The organism is Janibacter limosus NBRC 16128 (assembly GCF_001570985.1).
In the GTDB taxonomy this organism is placed as follows: Bacteria; Actinomycetota; Actinomycetes; order Actinomycetales; family Dermatophilaceae; genus Janibacter; species Janibacter limosus.
Genome location: NZ_BCSS01000014.1, coordinates 21,946 through 39,901, shown reverse-complemented (window position 1 = coordinate 39,901; position 17,956 = coordinate 21,946). Strand labels below are relative to the sequence as shown.

Below are 17,956 nucleotides of genomic sequence, written 5' to 3'. Positions count from 1 at the left end.
GCACGGTTACCCTTGAGTAATGACCTCGGAGACCATCGCTGACCCAGAGCTGGACCCCACGGCCACCTATGCGGTCGATCCCGGACGGGCCCGCCGGTACGCCAGTCGGGTCGTCGCCTCGCCGACCGCAGAGACCTTCACCCGGACCTCGCCGCTCACCGGGGGGCCGATCGCGGCCCTGCCGCTGTCCAGCGCCGAGGACGTGCGTCGGGCGGTCGCGGCCGCTCGGGCGGCCCAACCCCGTTGGGCTGCCAGCTCCTTCGAGGAGCGACGCCGCATCCTGCTGCGCTTCCACGACCTCGTGCTGGCCAAGCAGGTCGATCTGCTCGACCTCGTGCAGATCGAGTCGGGCAAGGTGCGCAAGCAGGCTTTCGAGGAGGTCCTCGACACCGCGCTCGCGGCCCGCTACTACGCCCGCACCGCAGAGGCGCACCTCAAGCCGCGCCGGGTCGCCGGTGCCTACCCGGTCCTGACGCAGACGCGGGTGCTCCACCACCCCAAGGGCGTCGTGGGGGTCGTCTCCCCGTGGAACTATCCGCTGAGCCTGGCGATCACCGATGCCCTGCCGGCCCTCATGGCCGGCAACGCCGTCGTGCTGCGACCCGACCAGCAGGGCTCGGTGACCGCGCTCGCCGGTGTCGAGCTGCTGCGCGAGGCGGGACTGCCCGAGGGCGTCCTGCAGGTGGTCCTCGGTGCCGGCTCCGAGGCAGGCCAGGCGGTCGTCGACTCCACGGACTACGTCTGCTACACCGGCTCGACCGCGACGGGTCGCCGGGTCGCCCAGTCCGCGGCTGCCCGACTCGTCTCCTTCAGCATGGAGCTCGGCGGCAAGAACTCCGTCTACATCGCGGCCGACGCCGACCTCGACCGTGCGGTCGAGGGGGCCGTGCGGGCCTGCTTCTCCAGCGCCGGGCAGCTGTGCATCTCCACCGAGCGCGTCGTCGTCCACGAGGCGATCGCCGACGAGTTCATCCCGCGCTTCGTCGCCGCCGTCGAGGCGATGACCCTCGGCACGGCCCTCGAGTACGGCTTCGACATGGGCTCCCTCGTCAGCCAGGCGCAGCTGGAAACCGTGACCGCTCACATCGAGGACGCCACGGCGAAGGGGGCCACGATCCTCACCGGGGGCCGGCACCGCCCCGAGATCGGTCCCTTCGTCTTCGAGCCGACCGTCCTGGACGGCGTGACCGCGGCGATGACCTGCCGCGACGAGGAGACCTTCGGTCCGCTCGTGTCGATCTACCGCGTCGCCGACGATGCCGCGGCGATCGCTCTGGTCAACGACACCGAGTACGGACTCAACTCCTCGGTGTGGACCCGTGATGTGCGCCGCGGTCGGGAGATCGCCGCCCGCATCCAGACCGGCACGGTCAACATCAACGAGTGCTACGCGGCCGCGTGGGCGTCGATGGGGGCGCCGATGGGCGGGATGAAGGACTCCGGCATGGGCCGTCGTCATGGTGCCGAGGGGATCCTCAAGTACACCGAGGCGCAGACCGTCGCCGCGCAGCACCTCATCCCGATCGCGCCCGCCTTCGGGATGAGCGACAAGCTGTTCGCGAAGACGCTGACCCTGGGTCTGCGCGCGATGAAGATGGCAGGCATGAAGTGAACGACGTGCAGACCACCGACACCGATGTCCTCGTCATCGGCTCCGGCTTCGGCGGCTCCGTCGCTGCCCTTCGCCTCTCGGAGAAGGGCTATCGCGTCACCGTCCTCGAGGCCGGGCGGCGCTTCGCGGACTCCGACTTCGCGGAGACCAGCTGGGATCTGAAGAACTTCCTCTGGGCGCCCAAGTTCGGCTGCTACGGCATCCAGCGCATCCACTTGCTCAAGGACGTCATGGTCCTGGCGGGCGCAGGGGTCGGGGGCGGCTCGCTCAACTACGCCAACACGCTCTACGTGCCGCCGGAGGTCTTCTTCAAGGATCGCCAGTGGGGACACATCACCGACTGGCAGGCGGAGCTGCTGCCGCACTACGACATGGCCAGCACCATGCTCGGCGTCGTCACCAACCCGTGCGAGTCGGTCGTCGAGGACGCCATGCGCGACGCCGCGGCCGAGATGGGTGTCCCCGAGACCTTCCGCAAGACCCCTGTCGGGGTGCTCTTCGGTGAGGACGATTCGCCCCAGGAGCAGGGGCGCACGATCGACGACCCCTACTTCGGTGGCGCCGGCCCGACGCGCACCACGTGCACCGAGTGCGGCAACTGCATGGTCGGGTGCCGCGTGGGTGCCAAGAACACGCTCGTCAAGAACTACCTCGCGCTCGCCGAGGGTCTCGGGACCCAGATCGTGCCGATGCGCACCGTGACCCGGGTCGGGGTGGTCCCGGGGACCGAGGGACCCGACGAGGTCTACCGCGTGCGCCACGAGGCCACGGATGCGCTGGGTGACAAGAGCGCTCGCGTGACCACTGCGCGCAAGGTGGTCGTCGCCGCCGGGACGTGGGGTACGCAGAACCTCCTCCACGCGATGAAGGCGGACGGCGAGCTGTCGGGGATCAGCGACCGGCTCGGTGAGCTGACGCGGACCAACTCCGAGGCGCTCTTGGGCGCGCTCGCAACGACGCCTCCCGAGGGGGACGACGCGCTGACGAAGGGCGTGGCCATCACCTCCTCCTTTCACCCCGATGCGTCCACCCACATCGAGAACGTCCGGTACGGCCAGGGCTCGGACGCGATGGGCATGCTCACCACCCTGCTCGCGCCGCCCAAGACGGGCAAGACCCCCCGCGTCGTGAAGCTCCTCGCCGACCTGCCGCGCAACCTTCCCGCGCTCAAGGCCTGGTTCCCCCCGGGCACCCATTTCGCCGACAGCACGGTCATCGGTCTCGTGATGCAGTCCCTCGACAACTCGCTGACGACCTACTTGACTCAGGGGCGCGGCGGACGCCGCCGGCTCACCTCCACGCAGGGCCATGGTGAGGAGAACCCCACCTACATCAAGGCCGGTCACGAGGGCATCACGGTCCTTGCCGACAAGCTTGCGGCGAGGCTCGGCCAGCCCTTCTACCCCGGTGGCACGTGGAGCGAGGCCTTCGACATCCCGCTCACCGCACACTTCCTCGGCGGCGCGCCCATCAGCGACTCGCCCGCCACCGGGGTCATCGACCCCTACCAGCGGCTGTGGGGCCACCCGGGCATCAGCGTGGTCGACGGCTCGGCCGTCTCGGCCAACCTCGGGGTCAATCCGTCACTGACGATCACTGCGCAGTCGGAGCGGACCTTTGCGATGTGGCCCAACACCGGTGACGCGGACCTGCGACCGTCGCAGGGTGATGCCTACCGGCGGGTCGATCCGGTCGTCGCGCGGCAGCCGGCGGTGCGTGAGTTCACCCACGCCAGCTCCACGGTGAGCCTGCCCATGCCTGCCGTTCGTCACGGGGTGTCCTGAGCCTCCAGCGTGCTCGCGTAGCCTGAGCGCGTGCTCCGGACCGCCCTTCGACCCCGCTGGCTGGGGCTGCTCGTGGTGGCGCTCGTCCTGGCCGTGCTCGGGATCATCGCGGGCCGCTGGCAGTGGTCGGTGGCCCACGACGTGGCGCGCGCGGACGCCGTGCGTGAGGTCCAGGAACGACCGACGCGGCCACTCACGCAGATCGTCGGCCCGCACGAGTCCTTCCCCGACGAGGGATCGGGCCAGCAGGTCTCGACGCGCGGCGAGTACGCCGGAGAGCCACTCCTCGTGGTCAACCGTCGCTACGACGACGCCACGGTCAGCTGGGTGCTCGACCGGTTCGTCGTGGACGACACGGGAGCCAACCTCGCGGTCGTCCGCGGCTGGATCCCCGCGGGGGAGGACCCCCCTTCGGCACCGAACGGAACCCTCGACCTCGTCGGCTCGTTGGCACCAGCCGAGGCGCCGGACGAGTCCGGTGGCTCAGCGGACGGCGAGCTGACCTCGGTCGACATCGCCCAGCTGGTCAACGCGTGGGACGGCGACATCTACAACGGCTTCGTCTTCGCGATCAGCGAGGACGGCTCCGAGAGCGCGGAGGGACTCGAGCGGCTCCCACCGCCGCTGCCCGACACCTCGCTGCAGTTCCGCAATGTCATGTACGCCTTCCAGTGGTGGCTCTTTTCGGTCTTTGCGCTGTGGATGTGGATCAAGATGGTGCGCCAGGCCGCGCGCACCGACCAGGACGAGGCGGGGGAGCCCGCCATGAGCATGGAGGAGACGACGTGAGCAACGACAACACCAAGGGCGCGCCGACCGCGGACCCGAGGGCGATCGCGACGGCCCTGTCCTTCTTCCGCATCGCAGCGATCGTCGCCGGTCTGGCGATGTTCGTCCTCATCGTCGAGATGATCCTCAAGTACGGCATGGACAACGAAGCGCTGGCCTGGTGGTCGCCGGTGCACGGGCTGATCTTCATGGTCTTCGCTGTCGCCACCGCCAACCTCGGCTTCAAGGTCGGCTGGTCGGTCGGTCGGATGATCCTCACGCTCCTGCTCGCGTGCATCCCCTTCCTCGCCTTCGTCGAGGAGCGCCGGGTCGTCCGCGAGGTCACCCCGCTCACCACCTGACCGACGACGGAGGAGGGGCCGAGTCCCGGTAGCCTGTGCGGGTGACGGATTCGCTCAAGACCTCCCCGGTTCTCGTCGTCGACTACGGCGCCCAGTACGCCCAGCTCATCGCCCGACGGGTGCGTGAGGCCAAGATCTACAGCGAGGTCGTGCCGCACACGATGCCGGTTGCGGACATCCTTGCCAAGCAGCCGGCTGCGGTGATTCTGTCCGGTGGCCCCTCCTCGGTCTACGCCGACGACGCACCGGGCCTCGATGTCACGCTGCTCGAGGCCGGTGTCCCGGTCTTCGGCATGTGCTACGGCTTCCAGGCGATGGTCAAGGCCCTCGGTGGCACCGTCGAGCGGACCGGTCTGCGTGAGTACGGCGCGACCCGGGCGCAGGTCAGCGACCGCGAGTCCACGCTCTTCAACGGCCAGCCCGCCGAGCAGTCGGTCTGGATGAGCCACGGCGACTCCGTGACGGAGGCGCCCGAGGGCATGCGCGTCACCGCGAGCACCACCGGTGCGCCGGTCGCGGCCTTCGAGGACGACGAGCGTCGGCTCTACGGGGTGCAGTGGCACCCCGAGGTCATGCACTCGACCTTCGGTCAGCCCGTGCTCGAGAACTTCCTCGTCCGCGGCGCCGGCCTCACGCCCGACTGGACCGCTGACAACGTCATCGACGAGCAGGTCGCCCTGATCAAGGAGACCGTCGGCCAGGACCGCGTGCTGTGCGCGTTGTCCGGCGGCGTCGACTCCTCCGTCGCCGCGGCGCTCGTGCAGCGCGCCGTCGGCGACCAGCTGACCTGCGTCTTCGTCGACCACGGCCTCCTGCGCCAGGGCGAGGCCGAGCAGGTCGAGCAGGAGTTCGTCGACGCGACCGGGGTCAACCTCGTCGTCGTCGACGCCAAGGAGCGCTTCCTCGGCGCGCTCGCCGGCGTCACCGACCCGGAGGAGAAGCGCAAGATCATCGGCCGCGAGTTCATCCGCGTCTTCGAGCAGTCGGCGCGCGATGTCGTCGGCGACGGTGCCGACGACGGCCACCCGGTCAAGTGGCTCGTGCAGGGCACGCTCTACCCGGACGTCGTCGAGTCCGGCGGTGGCACGGGCGCGGCCAACATCAAGTCGCACCACAATGTCGGTGGCCTGCCCGATGACCTGCAGTTCAAGCTCATCGAGCCGCTGCGCGCCCTCTTCAAGGACGAGGTCCGCCAGGTCGGTCGCGAGCTTGGTGTGCCTGACGCGATCGTCGACCGCCAGCCCTTCCCCGGCCCCGGTCTGGGGATCCGGATCATCGGTGAGGTCACCGAGACCAACCTCGACATCCTGCGCCGGGCCGACGCGATCGCTCGCGAGGAGCTGACCGCTGCGGGTCTGGACAAGGAGATCTGGCAGTGCCCGGTCGTCCTGCTCGCCGACGTGCGCTCGGTCGGTGTCCAGGGCGACGGCCGCACCTACGGTCACCCGATCGTGCTGCGTCCCGTCTCATCCGAGGACGCGATGACCGCCGACTGGACCCGGGTACCCGGTGATGTCCTCGCGCAGATCTCCAACCGCATCACCAACGAGGTCGAAGAGGTCAACCGCGTGGTGCTCGACGTCACGAGCAAGCCGCCGGGCACCATCGAGTGGGAGTGATCGGGCCTCAGGTGCCACTCATTCACACGTGAGGGGACGGTCCGGGATGTACTCGTCAGTTCGTCAGGCTGTACAGCAGCGCGAGCAGGCACATGCCCAGCATGGCGAGGAGGGGCACGATGAGGATCGTGAGCATCACGCCGACGCCCTTGCGCGACTGCTGCTGGTGGCCGATGGACCCGGTCGTGAACTGGTGCCACGGGACGGCGTAGAAGACGGGGACCGTCTGCCCCTCGCGGATGTCGAGCTGCATCGACGCCTGCCCGTACTGCCGCATCCACTGGGTGTGCACGTCGACGCGGTGGTGGCCGGGACGAAGGGGGTAGAAGTTCGCCCCGAAGGCGCCGGGGACGGGATGGCCGTCGATGTGCACCTTCGGGGTCAGCCCGGCCGTGAAGCCATTGCCCTGCAGGGTCAGCATGAACGCTCCGTGCCCGGCGGGGGGCTGCATCATCGCCGCCTGCGGCCCGAATACCGGGGCGACCGGCTGCTGGTGCGGGCCGGGCTGGTGCGGAGGCGGTGGGATGCTGGTCATGGGACGTCAGGCTAATGGCTACGCTGACCGGGTGACTGGCACCCTCCCCATGCGTGGACTCGAGTGGCTCCTGCGGAGAGTCCTCGTCGGGCCTCCCCTTCGTGCCTATCTCCGGTTGCGGGTGGAGGGTGCCGAGCACATCCCGGCCACCGGACCGGTCATCATCGCCAGCAACCACCTCAGCTTCATCGACTCGATGGTCATCCCGCTCGCCGCGGGCCGCAAGGTGGGCTTCCTCGGCAAGGCCGAGTACATGCAGGGCAGTGGCATCACCGGGTGGCTCAAGCGCCTCTGGTTCGGGGAGTTCGGCGGCATGATCCCCGTTGACCGCTCCGACGCCCGGGCGGCGGCGCTCTCGCTCGAGATCGCCGAGGAGCACCTGGCCGCCGGTGGCGCCTTCGGCATCTACCCCGAGGGGACCCGCAGCCGCGACGGCAAACTGCACAAGGGCCGCACCGGCGTCGGTCGACTCGCCCTCGCCTCCGGGGCCCCCGTGATCCCCTGTGCCCTCACCGGCACCGACAAGGCGCAACCCGCTGGCCACCGGGGCATCCGCCCGCACCGGGTGACGGTCAGCTTCGCGCCGCCGGTGGACGTGGGCTCCTTGGAGGCGCAGCACGTCAAGGGGCGCCTGCTGCGTGCGGTCACTGACGAGGTCATGGATGCCATCGCGACCCGATCCGGTCAGGAACGCAGCGCCGACTTCGCTGCACGGCCCGGCGCCGACTCGCCGTTAGGGTGATCCGGTGCTGAGAACCACTGTTGCCGCCCTCGCCGGCAAGGCCGCCCGCCGCGCCGCCCGCCTCAGGGGCGGTGGCTCCGGCGGATCTGCCCTGCCAGGCCTCGTCGCCGAAAAGGTCGACCCCGGATTCCTCGCCCACGCCCTCGCGGACGTGCGCGGAGGGATCGTCGTCGTGTCCGGGACCAACGGCAAGACGACGACGACCAAGATGCTCGTCGCGGTGCTGCGTGCCCACGGCAAGACCGTCTTCACCAACCCGACCGGCAGCAACTTCACCCGCGGTGTCATCTCGTCGCTGCTCAGCGAAAAGCTCCAGCGCGGCCGCCTCCAGGCCGACATCGCCGTCCTCGAGCTCGATGAGGCCCACGCCCTGCACTTCGCTCGCGCGGTCGCCCCAACACATGCGCTGCTGCTCAATGTCGCGCGCGACCAGCTGGACCGCTTCGCCGAGATCGACCACACCGCAGGGCTGCTGACCCAGCTCGCCGCGATGACGACCCAGGGGGTCGTGCTCAACCGCGACGATCCCTTCGTCAACCGGATCGCCACGACCCTCGCGCCCGGCATCGACGTCAGCTGGTTCGGCCTCGACGCCGCTGCGGCAGATCGCCTCGGTGAGCTGTCGGAGCACGACTCCCGCGAGCAGGACGACTTCGCGCCCCCGGCGGCCGCCGAGCGCGACGGTCTCCTCACACCCATCGACGAGCAGCAGCTGCAGATCACCTTCGGTGCGCAGGACGAAGGGGGCCGGGTCGGCCCCGTCACCCTGCGTCAGCGCGGTCTGGCCGCCATGATCAACGCCACGGCCGCGACCTCGATGGCCAAGCACCTCCTCGGCGCCGACTTCCGCACCGACGCCACCGAGCAGGCGCTGCGCACGGTGGCGCCCCCCTTCGGCCGGGGTGAGGTCGTCGATGCCGATGGCACGCCGCTGGAGCTGGTGCTGGTCAAGAACCCGGCGGGCTTCACCGTCGCGCTCGGCACCTATGGCAGCACGCCCACGGCGACGATGATCGCGATCAACGACGACTACGCCGACGGGCGCGACGTGTCCTGGCTCTACGACGTGAGCTTCGAGTCCCTGCGCGATCGTGGGGTGGCGCTGACCAGCGGCGTGCGTGGCTGGGACATGGCCCTGCGCCTGCAGTACGACGATGTCCCCGTCGCGGCGACCGAGGTGGACCTGGCCCGGGCGCTGGAGAGCTTCCTCGCCGACCACCGGGAGGAGCCCAAGCGCATCTTCTGCACCTACACGGCGATGCTCGCGCTGCGCCGCATGCTCAGTGAGCGCTACGACCTGCCGGAGATGGGCGTCGATGCCCCCGAGACCGCCGGAGGCGCAGCATGAGCACCAACCTCGACATCCCGATCCTCGGCGAGCCTGCACGCTCCGCGCTGCCCGCCGACTCCGGTCACGAGGGCAAGGGCGAGATCCACGTCGTCCACCTCTACCCGCGCGAGATGAGCATCTACGGCGATCTCGGCAACACCCGCTGCCTGGCCGCTCGCATCCGACGGCACGGCTATGTGCCGGTCGTGCACCAACACCACCCCGGGCACCCCTTCCCCGAGCAGGCTCACCTCGTCGTCGGTGGTGGCGGCCAGGACTCCGGGCAGACCAAGGTCGAGGACGATCTCGCGCGCATCGCCGACCGGCTGCGTGGGCTCGCCGCAGACGGGACCGCGATGCTGATGATCTGCGGGATGTACCAGCTCTTCGGCAATGCCTTCGTCACCGTCGAGGGCAAGAGCCTGCCCGGCCTGGGCATCCTCGATGTCACGACCCGGGGCAACGAGCAGCGGATGATCGGTCCGGTCGTCCTGAGCACCGACCACGGCGACGTCGTCGGCTATGAAAACCACTCGGGCTCCACGGTGCTCGGGGCGGGACAGGCCCCCTTCGGCAGGGTGCGGCACGGTCAGGGCAACAACGGCAGCGACGGCACCGAGGGCGCTGTCGCTGGCCATGTCATCGGTTCCTACCTGCACGGCCCCGTCCTGCCCGCCAACCCACGTCTCTCGGACGCGCTCATCGGCTGGGCGGCGGAGCAGGCGACCGGGCGGGACTTCGAGCCCGCGCAGCTGGACGACGAGGTGGCGCGTCAGGCGCAGACCCGCCAGGTGCGCCGCCTGCTCGGCTGACCCGGTTCGGACGTGGTCAGGCAGGCGCCTCGGCCTCGGCCAGCTCCTCGGCGCTCGCCTTGGGCATGAGACTCCACGCCAGCCACCCGATGGCTCCCAGCGGGATCTCCATGAGGTGGGTGAAGATCGAGAAGAGGACGACGCCGGCCATCGACGCGGCCGGGTCGGCGCCCCAGGCGACGAGCGCGGCAGCGGTGCCCGTCTCGGTCACGCCGAGCCCACCGGGCGTCACGCCGACAGCGGTGAGCAGGCGGCCGATCGCGTAGGCCGCGAAGAGCTGACCGAAGGGCAGCTCGATGCCGGTCGTCTGCGTGCACAGCAGGAAGAGCACGTAGTACAGGCCGAAGAAGCCGACCATCCCGAGCGTCATCTGCAGCCATCCGGTGCGCACGGTGTCGGCGGTGCGCTCGCGCATGCCCGTCAGGCCCCGCTCGACGGTGTCGCCGTGGCCGCGACGGACCAGGCGGATCAGGCGATCGATCCCACGCCCGAGCATGCGGGCCCCCGCGTCGGTGCCGATGGCCACGGCGAAGAGGGCGACGATTGCGGTGCCGGACAGCACTGCGGCCCACGCGGCCTCCCGCATCGCTGTCGGCAGATCAGTCGCACCCCAGGCCAGCCCGAGGACGGCGATGATCGGCAGCGCGACGCGCGTCAGGACATTCCACACCCCGGTCACCACGGCCATCGTGGTCACGCTCGCGGCGGAGAAACCCCACGATTTGGCGATGGAGTACGTCGCGGCCAGGCCAACGGCACCACCACCCGGCAGCAGGTTGGAGACCGAGGACCCGCAGACATTGAGGATCAGTGCCCGTGAGTGGGTCAGGCCGGGCATCGCCCCCGTCATGACGAAGGTGTAGCAGTAGAGACCGGCCACCACGAGCGCGATGAAGAGCGCAGCCTTCCACGCAGGGACCGTCCCCAGGACGTGGAAGACCTCGCTCCACGAGGTCTTGGCGAAGTGGGGCAGGCCCCACCAGAGCATCGCGACCGCCAGGCCGAGCCCGAGACAGATCTGCAGCCCCCGGACGACGGGAGAGGTCCGCTTCGGGTCAGCAGGCGATGGCTGAGCCGGCGCGGGGCCGGACGGTGCGGTCGTCACGACAGTCCTTCGAAGAGGTCGGTGCGGGTGGGACCCGCGGGCGCGCTCGGATCGACGAACCACTCCCGGCCGAAGACGAGGTCGTAGATCGGCCTCGGGATGCGCACGAGCATCCCGAGGGTGCGGTCGCCGCCGTCGGTGTCGGCGGCCTGGCTGGCGTGCGCTCGCATCGACGCACGCTTGGCCCCGGCGAAGCGCCGCACGTCAAAGCGGTGGGTGATGTCAGCCGTCGCGGAGAAGGCCCGGTCGAAGCTGCTGCGGTCGAACTCGGGTGGGAAGCGATAGACCCGGGCGACGAGGTCGATGGCCCGGCAGATCAGATCCCGCGGGACGGTCGCCCAGAGCACCCGGACGTCGAGCCCGCGCTCGCGGGCCAGCTCGGCCGCGCGCGCCCCGACCTCGTGGACGCGCACGTGGTCGCGGTGGCCGTAGCCGCCGTTGGGGTCATAGGTCGTCAGGACGTCGGCGCGCTCCTCGACGAGCACGTCAGCCAGTGCCGTGGCTGCCTCGTCCAGCGGCACGCGCACGAAGCGGCGACGACCCGGCGGGTCGGGCCAGACCTCGGGTCCGCTGCCGCTGTCGGCGTAGCCGAGCTCGACGGTGCGGGCGACGCCCAGGGCGCGTGCACTGGCTGACAGCTCGCGGCTGCGGGTGGCGGCGAGGGCCTCGCCCGTGCTCCCGTAGGCGGACTCGTCGGTCAGGCCCAGCGCGCCGTCCGTGGCGACCACGAGGACGACCCGGTGCCCGGCAGCCGCGGCGCGGGCCATCGTCCCCGCCGTGAGGAGTGCCTCGTCATCGGGGTGGGCGTGGAAGACCACGAGGGTGCGGGCTGCGGAGTCCATCGGGTGAAACCCTGCCACACCTGTCCGTGGCACCCTTGGAGCCGTGAAGGTGGCCCTGCTCTCCGACTGCTACCCGCCGCGCACCGGCGGGATCGAGTCGCAGGTCAGTGACCTCGCGGCCCAGCTCGTCGTGGCCGGTCACGAGGTCGAGGTCTTCACCGCGACGGCGGGTGGTCCGGGTGTCGACGGCGTGCACGTGCACCGACTGAGCACGCCGCTGGCGCTGGGGCTGCCGGTCAACCCGATGGCGTCGCCGCAGGTGCGGCAGCTGCTCGCCGCGGGAGGCTTCGATGTGGCGCACGTGCACATGGGGGTGGTCTCTCCCTTCGCCTGGGACATGGCTGGGGTCACGACGGGCCTGGGGCTGCCGACGGCGCTCACCTGGCACTGCGTGCTCGACCGTGCGGCCCGTCCGCTCGGCCCGGCGGTCCGCCGGTGGGTGCAGCGTGGCGCGGTCCTCTCCGCCGTCTCCGGCTTTGCTGCCGAGGGCGTGCACAAGGCGGCGAAGGGGGAGTCCGTCGCCGTCCTCCCCAACGGCATCGACCCGTCGGCCTGGCCGGCAGGTCCGGCCCGCACCGGTGCCCGGCCCGTGCGGGTGGTGACGGCCTCGCGGCTGGCTCCTCGCAAGCGCGTCGGTGCCCTGCTGTCCGTCGTGGCCCGAGCACACGAGCGGCTGGGACCGCGCGCGATGACGGTGGACATCTATGGGGACGGCCCGTTGCGGCCATGGTTGGAGGCCCGTATCCAGGCACTGGGGCTGGGCGACGTGGTGCGCCTGCCGGGTCGCGTGACGCGCGGCGAGCTCGCGCGGGCGTGGGCCGACGCCGACGGGTACCTGTCGCCGACCCGGCTGGAGGCCTTCGGCATCGCGGCGCTCGAGGCGCGCACGGCGGGACTGCCGGTCATCGCGCGGGGTGACTCGGGTGTCCGCGAGGTCGTGACCGATGGAGTGTCGGGTCTGCTGGCCACCGAGGATGCCGGGCTGACCGACGCGCTGGTGCGGCTCGTTGCTGACGAGAGCCTGCGGGCCCGGATCGCTCGGCACAACCGGCGCACGCCGCCCGCGCAGACCTGGGAACGGGTCGTCGACCTGGCCGTGGCGGAGTACCGACGGGCCGGCGCATGAGTGTCGTCGTCGTGGCCGTGGACGCCGAGGGCGAGGTCGGACGCTGGCCACTGGCGCACGGGCAGGACCCGGTGGACCTGCTGGCCGAGCACGGTTGGGTCGGGCAGCCCATGCAGACCGAGATCGTCGAGGGCCAGGTCGAGGTGCGCTACGACGTGGACCCGCTGGCCCCGGTCGTCGACGTGGTCGAGATCCCCGTCGGAGCAGCGGGCGCCCGGATCCTGCAGCGACTGGCGGCGTACGCGATCGTCGTCGACGAGGGGCGGCTGCTGCTGTCCCAGCTGGCCTCGTGGGTCGGCGGCGGCGCCGGGCTGTGGACGCTGCCCGGCGGAGGGGTCGACCCGGGGGAGGCACCTCTCGACGGGGTCGTGCGCGAGGTCCACGAGGAGGCCGGTCAGCACGTCGTCGTCGACGCCCTCGTGCAGGTGCAGTCCCGGCACTGGGTCGGGGATGTCGCGGCGGGGGAGCGGCACGAGGACTTCCACGCGGTGCGGCTGATCCACTCGGCGACCTGCCCGCGCCCGACGCCCGCTCACGTGGTGGAGGTCGACGGGTCCACGGCTGCTGCCGCGTGGGTCCCCTTGGGGGAGGTCGGGTCGCTGCCCTTGTCCGACATGGTGCGCGTGGCTTGGCCCCACGTGCCCGGCGGCGACTCCTACCCGGTGTAGGAGACAGCGCCCCTGGTCGCCTAGGCTGCCGGGCATGGAAGCCCTGCGTCTCGTCCTCTACGTCCTGCACATGCTCGCGATGCTGGCGATCGTCGTCGGACCCTTCGTCGCTGGTCGAGGGCACCTCGTCCAGGTCTGGGGCGCGCGTATCCAGCTGCTGCTCGGCCTCGGGCTGACCGGTCTGGCCGAGGCGGGTGACGATCCGGTCAACCACGCCAAGATCGGCACCAAGCTCGTCGTCATGATCGCGGTCCTGGCCTGCGCCGAGATCGGTAACGCCAAGAGCAAGCGTGGTGAAAACGGCAAGACCCTCGCCCTGGTCGCTGCCGGTCTGGCGGTCGTCAACGCCATCATCGCCTTCGTCTGGTGACCCACAAGGACTGCAGCTCCTCCACGCAAGCGATCTGATCTGGCGGAGAGGCGGTCTGATGGCGGGATCGCCACGTCACGCCGGTATCGACGTGCAGTCCTTGTGAGCTGACCTGACGGCGACGACCCAAGCGATGACCTCGCGGACCCAGTCGGGGTGAAACATCACGTGCTCCCACGCGAAGCGCAGCACGACCCAGCCCGCAATGGTCATCTCGTTGTAGCGGTGGCAGTCCCGGATGATGTCAGACCGACTCTTGTGGAACTCGTGGCTGTCGGCCTCGAGCGCGACCCTGACCGCCGCGCACCCGACATCTGCGTGCAGGACGACGCCGTCGCGCAGGGTGATCGGCTGTTGCGGCGTCCACACCCCGTCGGTTGCCTCGACAGCGAAGGCGCGCAACCCCGACACGAAGGGATTGGCCGCCTCTGCTGAGGCCAGGGCCAGGGCTCGTCCAGCGCGTGAGCGACCGATGCGGGGCACGGTGGCATCAGCCAGCTCCTGGGCCGTGACCTTGCCCGAACGCAGGGCCGAGTCCGCCACGGCCAGTGACTCCGGGAGAGGGAGGTCGGCCGCACAGTCCACGACCGTCCGCAGAGGGGTGGTGCATGAGTCGTCCATGTCCTGCGGATCCAGTGTCCGCCAGCGGGCGTGGACCTGGCGGCGTCGCCCTGCCTCCACGCGACGGTGCCGGGGGATGGTCAGCTCCGGCTGCTTCGGTGCGTGGAGCACCCCCCATCCGTGCAGGAGTGCAGCACTGCGGTGACTCACGACGCCGTTCGCCCGCAACCCGGCCTCGAGGGAGGCGTCAAGAGCAGGGAGGGTGTAGATCCCTCGCCGCACCCGGAGGATCTCGCCGGATCGGACGGCGCGGGTCAGGGGCCGGCCCCGCAGTGCTGGCCTCAGCTCCTGGCGCGTTGCGCTCCCGCCGGCCTGGGCAATGATCTGGGCGACCTCTGACATGCCTGTCAGCCTGACAGTCACTGGTCGCACACGCCCTGAGTTGTCCACAGGTTCACAAGGACTGCAGGTCAGCCTGCGGTCGGCACAGAACGGGGCTTCCTCGGCGCTTGCCAGACCAGGTGCAGTCCTTGTGGGCAGGTCATCAGGGGATGAGGATGACCTTGCCCGTCGTCTGCCGACCCTCGAGCGCCTGGTAGGCCTGCGCCGCCTCGGCGAAGGAGTACCGCCCACCGATGGCGATGTCGAGCCGCCCGCTGGAGATCTCCTCGAAGACCTCGCGCCCGCGCATCAGCAGCTCCTCGCGCTCGATGATGAAGTGGGCCAGCGAGGGGCGGGTGACGAACAAGGACCCTCCGGCATTGAGCCGCTGCAGGTCGAAGGGGGGCACCTGCCCGGAGGCCCCGCCGAAGAGCACGAGTGTGCCGCGGGGGCGTAGCGACGACAGCGACGCGTCGAAGGTCGCCTTGCCGACGCCGTCATAGGCGACGTCGACTCCCTGCGTCGCCCCGAGCCGCTGGGCCGCCGCTGCGATCTCACCGGCCAGGTCGTCCGTGTCGGAGTAGTCGATGAGCTCGGAGGCGCCGCGCGAGCGGGCGATCTCGAGCTTGCCGTGCGATCCTGCCGTCGCGATGACGGTGCCACCGCGCGAGGTGATCATCTGGGTGAGCAGCTGTCCGACCCCACCAGCGGCGGCGTGCACGAGCGCGATCGTGCCCTCCTGCACCGGGTAGCAGCTGGTGACGAGGGCGTGCGCAGTCAGGCCTTGCAGCGTTGCGGCACACGCGGTCTCGAGGTCGACGTCGTCGGGGACGGGCAGCAGGCGCGTGGAGTCGGCGATGACGAGACCGGCATGCAGCCCGGCCGTCATCGACCACGCGACCCGGTCGCCGACGGCGACTGCCGCACCCTCACCGACCTCGCGCACGGTGCCGGCGGCCTCGAAGCCCTGCACGTACGGCGGCTCGCTCGCGTAGATGCCCTCGCGCATGTAGGCATCGATGAAGTTGACGCCACCTGCGGCGACCTCGACGAGGGCTTCGCCCGGTCCTGGCGGCGGCACCTCGCGCTCCTCGAGCGCGAGGACCTCGGGTCCTCCGTGGCGGGTGACGACGAGCGCAGTGGTGGTGGCCATGCCGACACCCTAGGACTCACAGCGAGGCAATGACCTCGTCGAGCATGGTTTCGGTCAGCTTGCCGGTGAAGGTGTTCTGCTGGCTCACGTGGTAGCAGCCCACCAGAGCGACCTCCCGGCCGTCGGGGGTGCGCAGCGTGGCGCGGGCGCCGTGCCCGAACTTGGGCTTGGGCCTCGGCACGTCCCACCCCGCGTGCCGTACGCCGGCGATCGTCGCGTCCCACCCGATCGAGCCCAGGCACATGATCGACCGGACGAAGGGAACGCTCCTCGCCAGGTCGGCATCGAGCCATGGCGCGCAGGTCTGCTTCTCGAGCGTCGTCGGCTTGTTCTGCGGCGGCGCGCAGCGCACGGGTGCGACGATCCGCACGCCGTCGAGCTCGAGCCCGTCCCCGGCGGCCCACGACTCCGGCTGGCTCGCGTACCCGGCCCGGTGCAGTGCGGCATAGAGCCAGTCGCCCGACCGGTCGCCGGTGAAGTTGCGTCCCGTCCGGTTGGCGCCGTGGGCCGCTGGAGCGAGACCGACGACGAGCACGGGTGCATCGGCCGGGCCGAGCGTCGGCACGGGCCGCCCCCAGTACGGCTGGTCGCTGAAGGCGGCCCGCTTGGTGAGGGCGACCTCCTCACGCCACGCCACCAGACGCGGGCAGGCGCGGCAGACGGAGATCCGGGCGTCCAGCTCGTCCTGCCCGATGGCTCCCTTCGCCAGCCGCCTCACCTGCGCGGCGGTCCGGGCGACGGGGGTCTCGGTGGTCGCCAGGTCATCGGGCCAGCCGGTCCCGGGCACGACCGGTGAGGCGAAGGGAGCACCCGTCACGGGATGGGGCAGGAGGACTGGCTCAGGCACCTGCTCACCATAGACATCTGCCAGTGTGGATCCATGGCCATCGACGAGCATCTCGCCGACCGGGTCCGCACCGCCCTCTTCGACCGCGGCATCGCGTGGGAGGAGAAGCGGATGTTCGGGGCGCTGATCTTCCTCGTCAAGGACGAGATCCTCATGGGAGTGCGGGGCGGGGGTGGCCTGCTGGTGCGTGTCGACCCCGACGAGAGCGAGCAGCTCCTGGAGCAGGCTGGTCGTTACTACGCCCAGGTCGCGCTCATGGGGGAGCGAGGCATGGGCCCCAGCTGGCTCGACGTCTCGCCCGACGCCGTCGAGGACGATGCCGGTCTGGCCCACTGGCTCGACGCCTGCCTGCGTCGTGCGCTCTGATCAGTCCTCGGGGTCGACCGGCGGCTCGGCGCCCTCGGCCTCGTCGCGCTCGGCCCACTCCAGCAGCGGACCCAGGTCGTGCGCCACATGGTCGATGTCGGCGTGCAGGTCACCGAGCTCCGCGAAGCGCTGCGGCACGGTCGCGATGGTGAAGTCCTGTGGCTCGACGTCCGTGATCTCGTCCCAGGTGATCGGGGTCGACACGGTGCCGGCCGCGTTGCCCCGCACCGAGTACGCGGCCGCGATCGTGTGGTCGCGAGCATTTTGGTTGTAGTCGACGAAGACGGCCGCCGGGTCACGGTCCTTGCGCCACCACGTCGTCGTCACCTCGTCCGGGACGCGCCGCTCGACCTCGCGGGCGAAGGCGAGCGCCGCCCTGCGCACCTCGCCGAACTCCCATCGAGGCTCGATGCGCACGTAGACGTGCAGCCCGGATCCCCCGGAGGTCTTGGGGTAGCCCACCACACCGAGCTCGTCGAGGACCTCGTGGACGACACCGGCCACCCGCCGTACCCGGTCGAAGGGAGCATCCGGCATGGGGTCGAGGTCGATCCGCCACTCGTCGGGCCGGTCGACGTCGGCACGACGGACATTCCACGGGTGCAGCTCGACGGTGCTCATCTGCACCGCCCAGAGGATCTGGGCCAGCTCGGTCGGGCACAGCTCGTCGGCGTGCTGGTCGTACCGGGGGAAGTGCAGACGCACCGTCTCCACCCAGTCCGGTGCCCCCTGGGGCAGGCGCTTCTGGTGGACCTTGGCGCCCTCGACCCCCTTGGGGAAGCGGTGCAGCATCGTCGGCCGCTCGCGCAGCGCACGCAGGATCCCGTCACCGACGGACAGGTAGTACTGCGCGAGGTCGAGCTTGGTCTCGCCGCGCTCGGGGAAGTAGACCCGGTCGGGGGAGGAGATGCGCACATCCCTGCCGCCGACGTCGAGATGGACGTCCTCACCGTGCTCGCCGCGTGCCATGCAC

19 protein-coding genes are annotated in these 17,956 nt (G+C 70.6%); 12 read left to right on the top strand and 7 right to left on the bottom strand.

The features are described from left to right. The first annotated feature begins 19 nt into the window (after positions 1-19). The 5 genes from JLI01S_RS07125 to guaA are packed head-to-tail and all read left to right on the top strand — an operon-like array spanning position 20 to position 6,145. A complete protein-coding gene (locus JLI01S_RS07125; RefSeq protein ID WP_068262196.1) occupies positions 20-1,612 on the top strand; it encodes a succinic semialdehyde dehydrogenase in 1,593 nt (530 codons plus the stop codon). 5 nt (positions 1,613-1,617) lie between these two features. Continuing rightward, positions 1,618-3,396 carry an FAD-dependent oxidoreductase gene (locus tag JLI01S_RS07120; RefSeq protein WP_245634548.1) on the top strand — a complete coding sequence of 593 codons (1,779 nt, stop codon included), beginning with the start codon at positions 1,618-1,620 and terminating at the stop codon, positions 3,394-3,396. 30 nt (positions 3,397-3,426) lie between these two features. Beyond that, on the top strand, positions 3,427-4,185 hold the full coding sequence (locus JLI01S_RS07115) for an SURF1 family protein (RefSeq protein WP_068262188.1): 759 nt from the start codon (positions 3,427-3,429) through the stop codon (positions 4,183-4,185). Then, the gene (locus JLI01S_RS07110; protein ID WP_068262186.1) at positions 4,182-4,526 is read left to right on the top strand and encodes a DUF3817 domain-containing protein; all 345 of its coding nucleotides are present in this window, start codon (positions 4,182-4,184) and stop codon (positions 4,524-4,526) included. The genes JLI01S_RS07115 and JLI01S_RS07110 overlap by 4 nt, the downstream gene beginning before the upstream one ends. Before the next feature lie 41 nt (positions 4,527-4,567). Beyond that, a complete protein-coding gene (gene guaA / locus JLI01S_RS07105) occupies positions 4,568-6,145 on the top strand; it encodes a glutamine-hydrolyzing GMP synthase (protein ID WP_068262184.1) in 1,578 nt (525 codons plus the stop codon). 55 nt (positions 6,146-6,200) lie between these two features. Here the strand turns inward: guaA and JLI01S_RS07100 are convergent, their stop codons facing one another. Then, positions 6,201-6,680 (bottom strand): hypothetical protein, encoded by a 480-nt coding sequence (locus JLI01S_RS07100; RefSeq protein ID WP_068262179.1) that lies wholly within the window; start codon positions 6,678-6,680, stop codon positions 6,201-6,203. A 31-nt stretch (positions 6,681-6,711) separates the two neighbouring features. Here JLI01S_RS07100 and JLI01S_RS07095 point away from each other — a divergent pair, with 31 nt between their 5' ends. From JLI01S_RS07095 to JLI01S_RS07085, 3 genes are read left to right on the top strand one after another with little or no spacing between them, the layout of a single operon-like run. After that, on the top strand, positions 6,712-7,422 hold the full coding sequence (locus tag JLI01S_RS07095; RefSeq protein ID WP_245634547.1) for a lysophospholipid acyltransferase family protein: 711 nt from the start codon (positions 6,712-6,714) through the stop codon (positions 7,420-7,422). A gap of 4 nt (positions 7,423-7,426) precedes the next feature. Beyond that, on the top strand, positions 7,427-8,770 hold the full coding sequence (locus tag JLI01S_RS07090) for a Mur ligase family protein (RefSeq protein WP_068262174.1): 1,344 nt from the start codon (positions 7,427-7,429) through the stop codon (positions 8,768-8,770). Beyond that, a complete protein-coding gene (locus JLI01S_RS07085; protein WP_068262172.1) occupies positions 8,767-9,564 on the top strand; it encodes a type 1 glutamine amidotransferase in 798 nt (265 codons plus the stop codon). The genes JLI01S_RS07090 and JLI01S_RS07085 overlap by 4 nt, the downstream gene beginning before the upstream one ends. 16 nt (positions 9,565-9,580) lie before the next feature. Here the strand turns inward: JLI01S_RS07085 and JLI01S_RS07080 are convergent, their stop codons facing one another. Together JLI01S_RS07080 and JLI01S_RS07075 are read right to left on the bottom strand one after the other, a co-directional pair. Then, complete coding sequence (locus tag JLI01S_RS07080) at positions 9,581-10,669, bottom strand: lysylphosphatidylglycerol synthase transmembrane domain-containing protein (RefSeq protein WP_084349264.1); 1,089 nt, start codon at positions 10,667-10,669, stop codon at positions 9,581-9,583. Further along, a complete protein-coding gene (locus JLI01S_RS07075; protein WP_068262170.1) occupies positions 10,666-11,511 on the bottom strand; it encodes a PIG-L family deacetylase in 846 nt (281 codons plus the stop codon). The genes JLI01S_RS07080 and JLI01S_RS07075 overlap by 4 nt, the downstream gene beginning before the upstream one ends. A 43-nt stretch (positions 11,512-11,554) precedes the next feature. Here JLI01S_RS07075 and JLI01S_RS07070 point away from each other — a divergent pair, with 43 nt between their 5' ends. From JLI01S_RS07070 to JLI01S_RS07060, 3 genes are read left to right on the top strand one after another with little or no spacing between them, the layout of a single operon-like run. Continuing rightward, positions 11,555-12,637, top strand: a complete 1,083-nt coding sequence (locus JLI01S_RS07070) for a glycosyltransferase family 4 protein (RefSeq protein ID WP_068262165.1) — start codon at positions 11,555-11,557, stop codon at positions 12,635-12,637. Continuing rightward, positions 12,634-13,305: an NUDIX hydrolase gene (locus tag JLI01S_RS07065; RefSeq protein WP_068262162.1), complete on the top strand. Its 672-nt coding sequence runs from the start codon at positions 12,634-12,636 to the stop codon at positions 13,303-13,305. Before JLI01S_RS07070 ends, JLI01S_RS07065 begins: the two co-directional genes overlap by 4 nt. A 34-nt stretch (positions 13,306-13,339) precedes the next feature. Beyond that, positions 13,340-13,675, top strand: a complete 336-nt coding sequence (locus tag JLI01S_RS07060; protein WP_068262159.1) for a hypothetical protein — start codon at positions 13,340-13,342, stop codon at positions 13,673-13,675. A gap of 75 nt (positions 13,676-13,750) precedes the next feature. Here the strand turns inward: JLI01S_RS07060 and JLI01S_RS07055 are convergent, their stop codons facing one another. The 3 genes from JLI01S_RS07055 to JLI01S_RS07045 all read right to left on the bottom strand — a co-directional run bounded on the left by JLI01S_RS07055 (position 13,751) and on the right by JLI01S_RS07045 (position 16,617). Then, positions 13,751-14,638: a type IV toxin-antitoxin system AbiEi family antitoxin domain-containing protein gene (locus JLI01S_RS07055; RefSeq protein WP_068262157.1), complete on the bottom strand. Its 888-nt coding sequence runs from the start codon at positions 14,636-14,638 to the stop codon at positions 13,751-13,753. 142 nt (positions 14,639-14,780) lie between these two features. Then, positions 14,781-15,770 carry a quinone oxidoreductase family protein gene (locus JLI01S_RS07050; protein ID WP_068262156.1) on the bottom strand — a complete coding sequence of 330 codons (990 nt, stop codon included), beginning with the start codon at positions 15,768-15,770 and terminating at the stop codon, positions 14,781-14,783. Between the two features lie 16 nt (positions 15,771-15,786). Continuing rightward, entirely contained in the window at positions 15,787-16,617 is an 831-nt protein-coding gene (locus JLI01S_RS07045) for a uracil-DNA glycosylase (protein ID WP_068262154.1), read from the bottom strand. A gap of 33 nt (positions 16,618-16,650) precedes the next feature. Here JLI01S_RS07045 and JLI01S_RS07040 point away from each other — a divergent pair, with 33 nt between their 5' ends. Beyond that, entirely contained in the window at positions 16,651-16,983 is a 333-nt protein-coding gene (locus JLI01S_RS07040) for a TfoX/Sxy family protein (RefSeq protein ID WP_084349262.1), read from the top strand. Here JLI01S_RS07040 and ligD read toward each other — a convergent pair whose 3' ends face one another. Then, the gene (gene ligD, locus JLI01S_RS07035; protein WP_068262147.1) at positions 16,984-17,952 is read right to left on the bottom strand and encodes a non-homologous end-joining DNA ligase; all 969 of its coding nucleotides are present in this window, start codon (positions 17,950-17,952) and stop codon (positions 16,984-16,986) included. Positions 17,953-17,956 lie beyond the last annotated feature (4 nt).

Excerpts from the sequence above, each read along its gene's own strand:
- JLI01S_RS07100 (WP_068262179.1), bottom strand. The coding sequence starts at position 6,680 with ATGACCAGCATCCCACCGCCTCCGCACCAGCCCGGCCCGCACCAGCAG.
- JLI01S_RS07040 (WP_084349262.1), top strand. The coding sequence starts at position 16,651 with ATGGCCATCGACGAGCATCTCGCCGACCGGGTCCGCACCGCCCTCTTC.
- JLI01S_RS07085 (WP_068262172.1), top strand. The coding sequence starts at position 8,767 with ATGAGCACCAACCTCGACATCCCGATCCTCGGCGAGCCTGCACGCTCC.
- JLI01S_RS07125 (WP_068262196.1), top strand. The coding sequence starts at position 20 with ATGACCTCGGAGACCATCGCTGACCCAGAGCTGGACCCCACGGCCACC.
- JLI01S_RS07065 (WP_068262162.1), top strand. The coding sequence starts at position 12,634 with ATGAGTGTCGTCGTCGTGGCCGTGGACGCCGAGGGCGAGGTCGGACGC.
- JLI01S_RS07055 (WP_068262157.1), bottom strand. The coding sequence starts at position 14,638 with ATGTCAGAGGTCGCCCAGATCATTGCCCAGGCCGGCGGGAGCGCAACG.
- JLI01S_RS07050 (WP_068262156.1), bottom strand. The coding sequence starts at position 15,770 with ATGGCCACCACCACTGCGCTCGTCGTCACCCGCCACGGAGGACCCGAG.
- ligD (WP_068262147.1), bottom strand. The coding sequence starts at position 17,952 with ATGGCACGCGGCGAGCACGGTGAGGACGTCCATCTCGACGTCGGCGGC.
- JLI01S_RS07075 (WP_068262170.1), bottom strand. The coding sequence starts at position 11,511 with ATGGACTCCGCAGCCCGCACCCTCGTGGTCTTCCACGCCCACCCCGAT.
- JLI01S_RS07060 (WP_068262159.1), top strand. The coding sequence starts at position 13,340 with ATGGAAGCCCTGCGTCTCGTCCTCTACGTCCTGCACATGCTCGCGATG.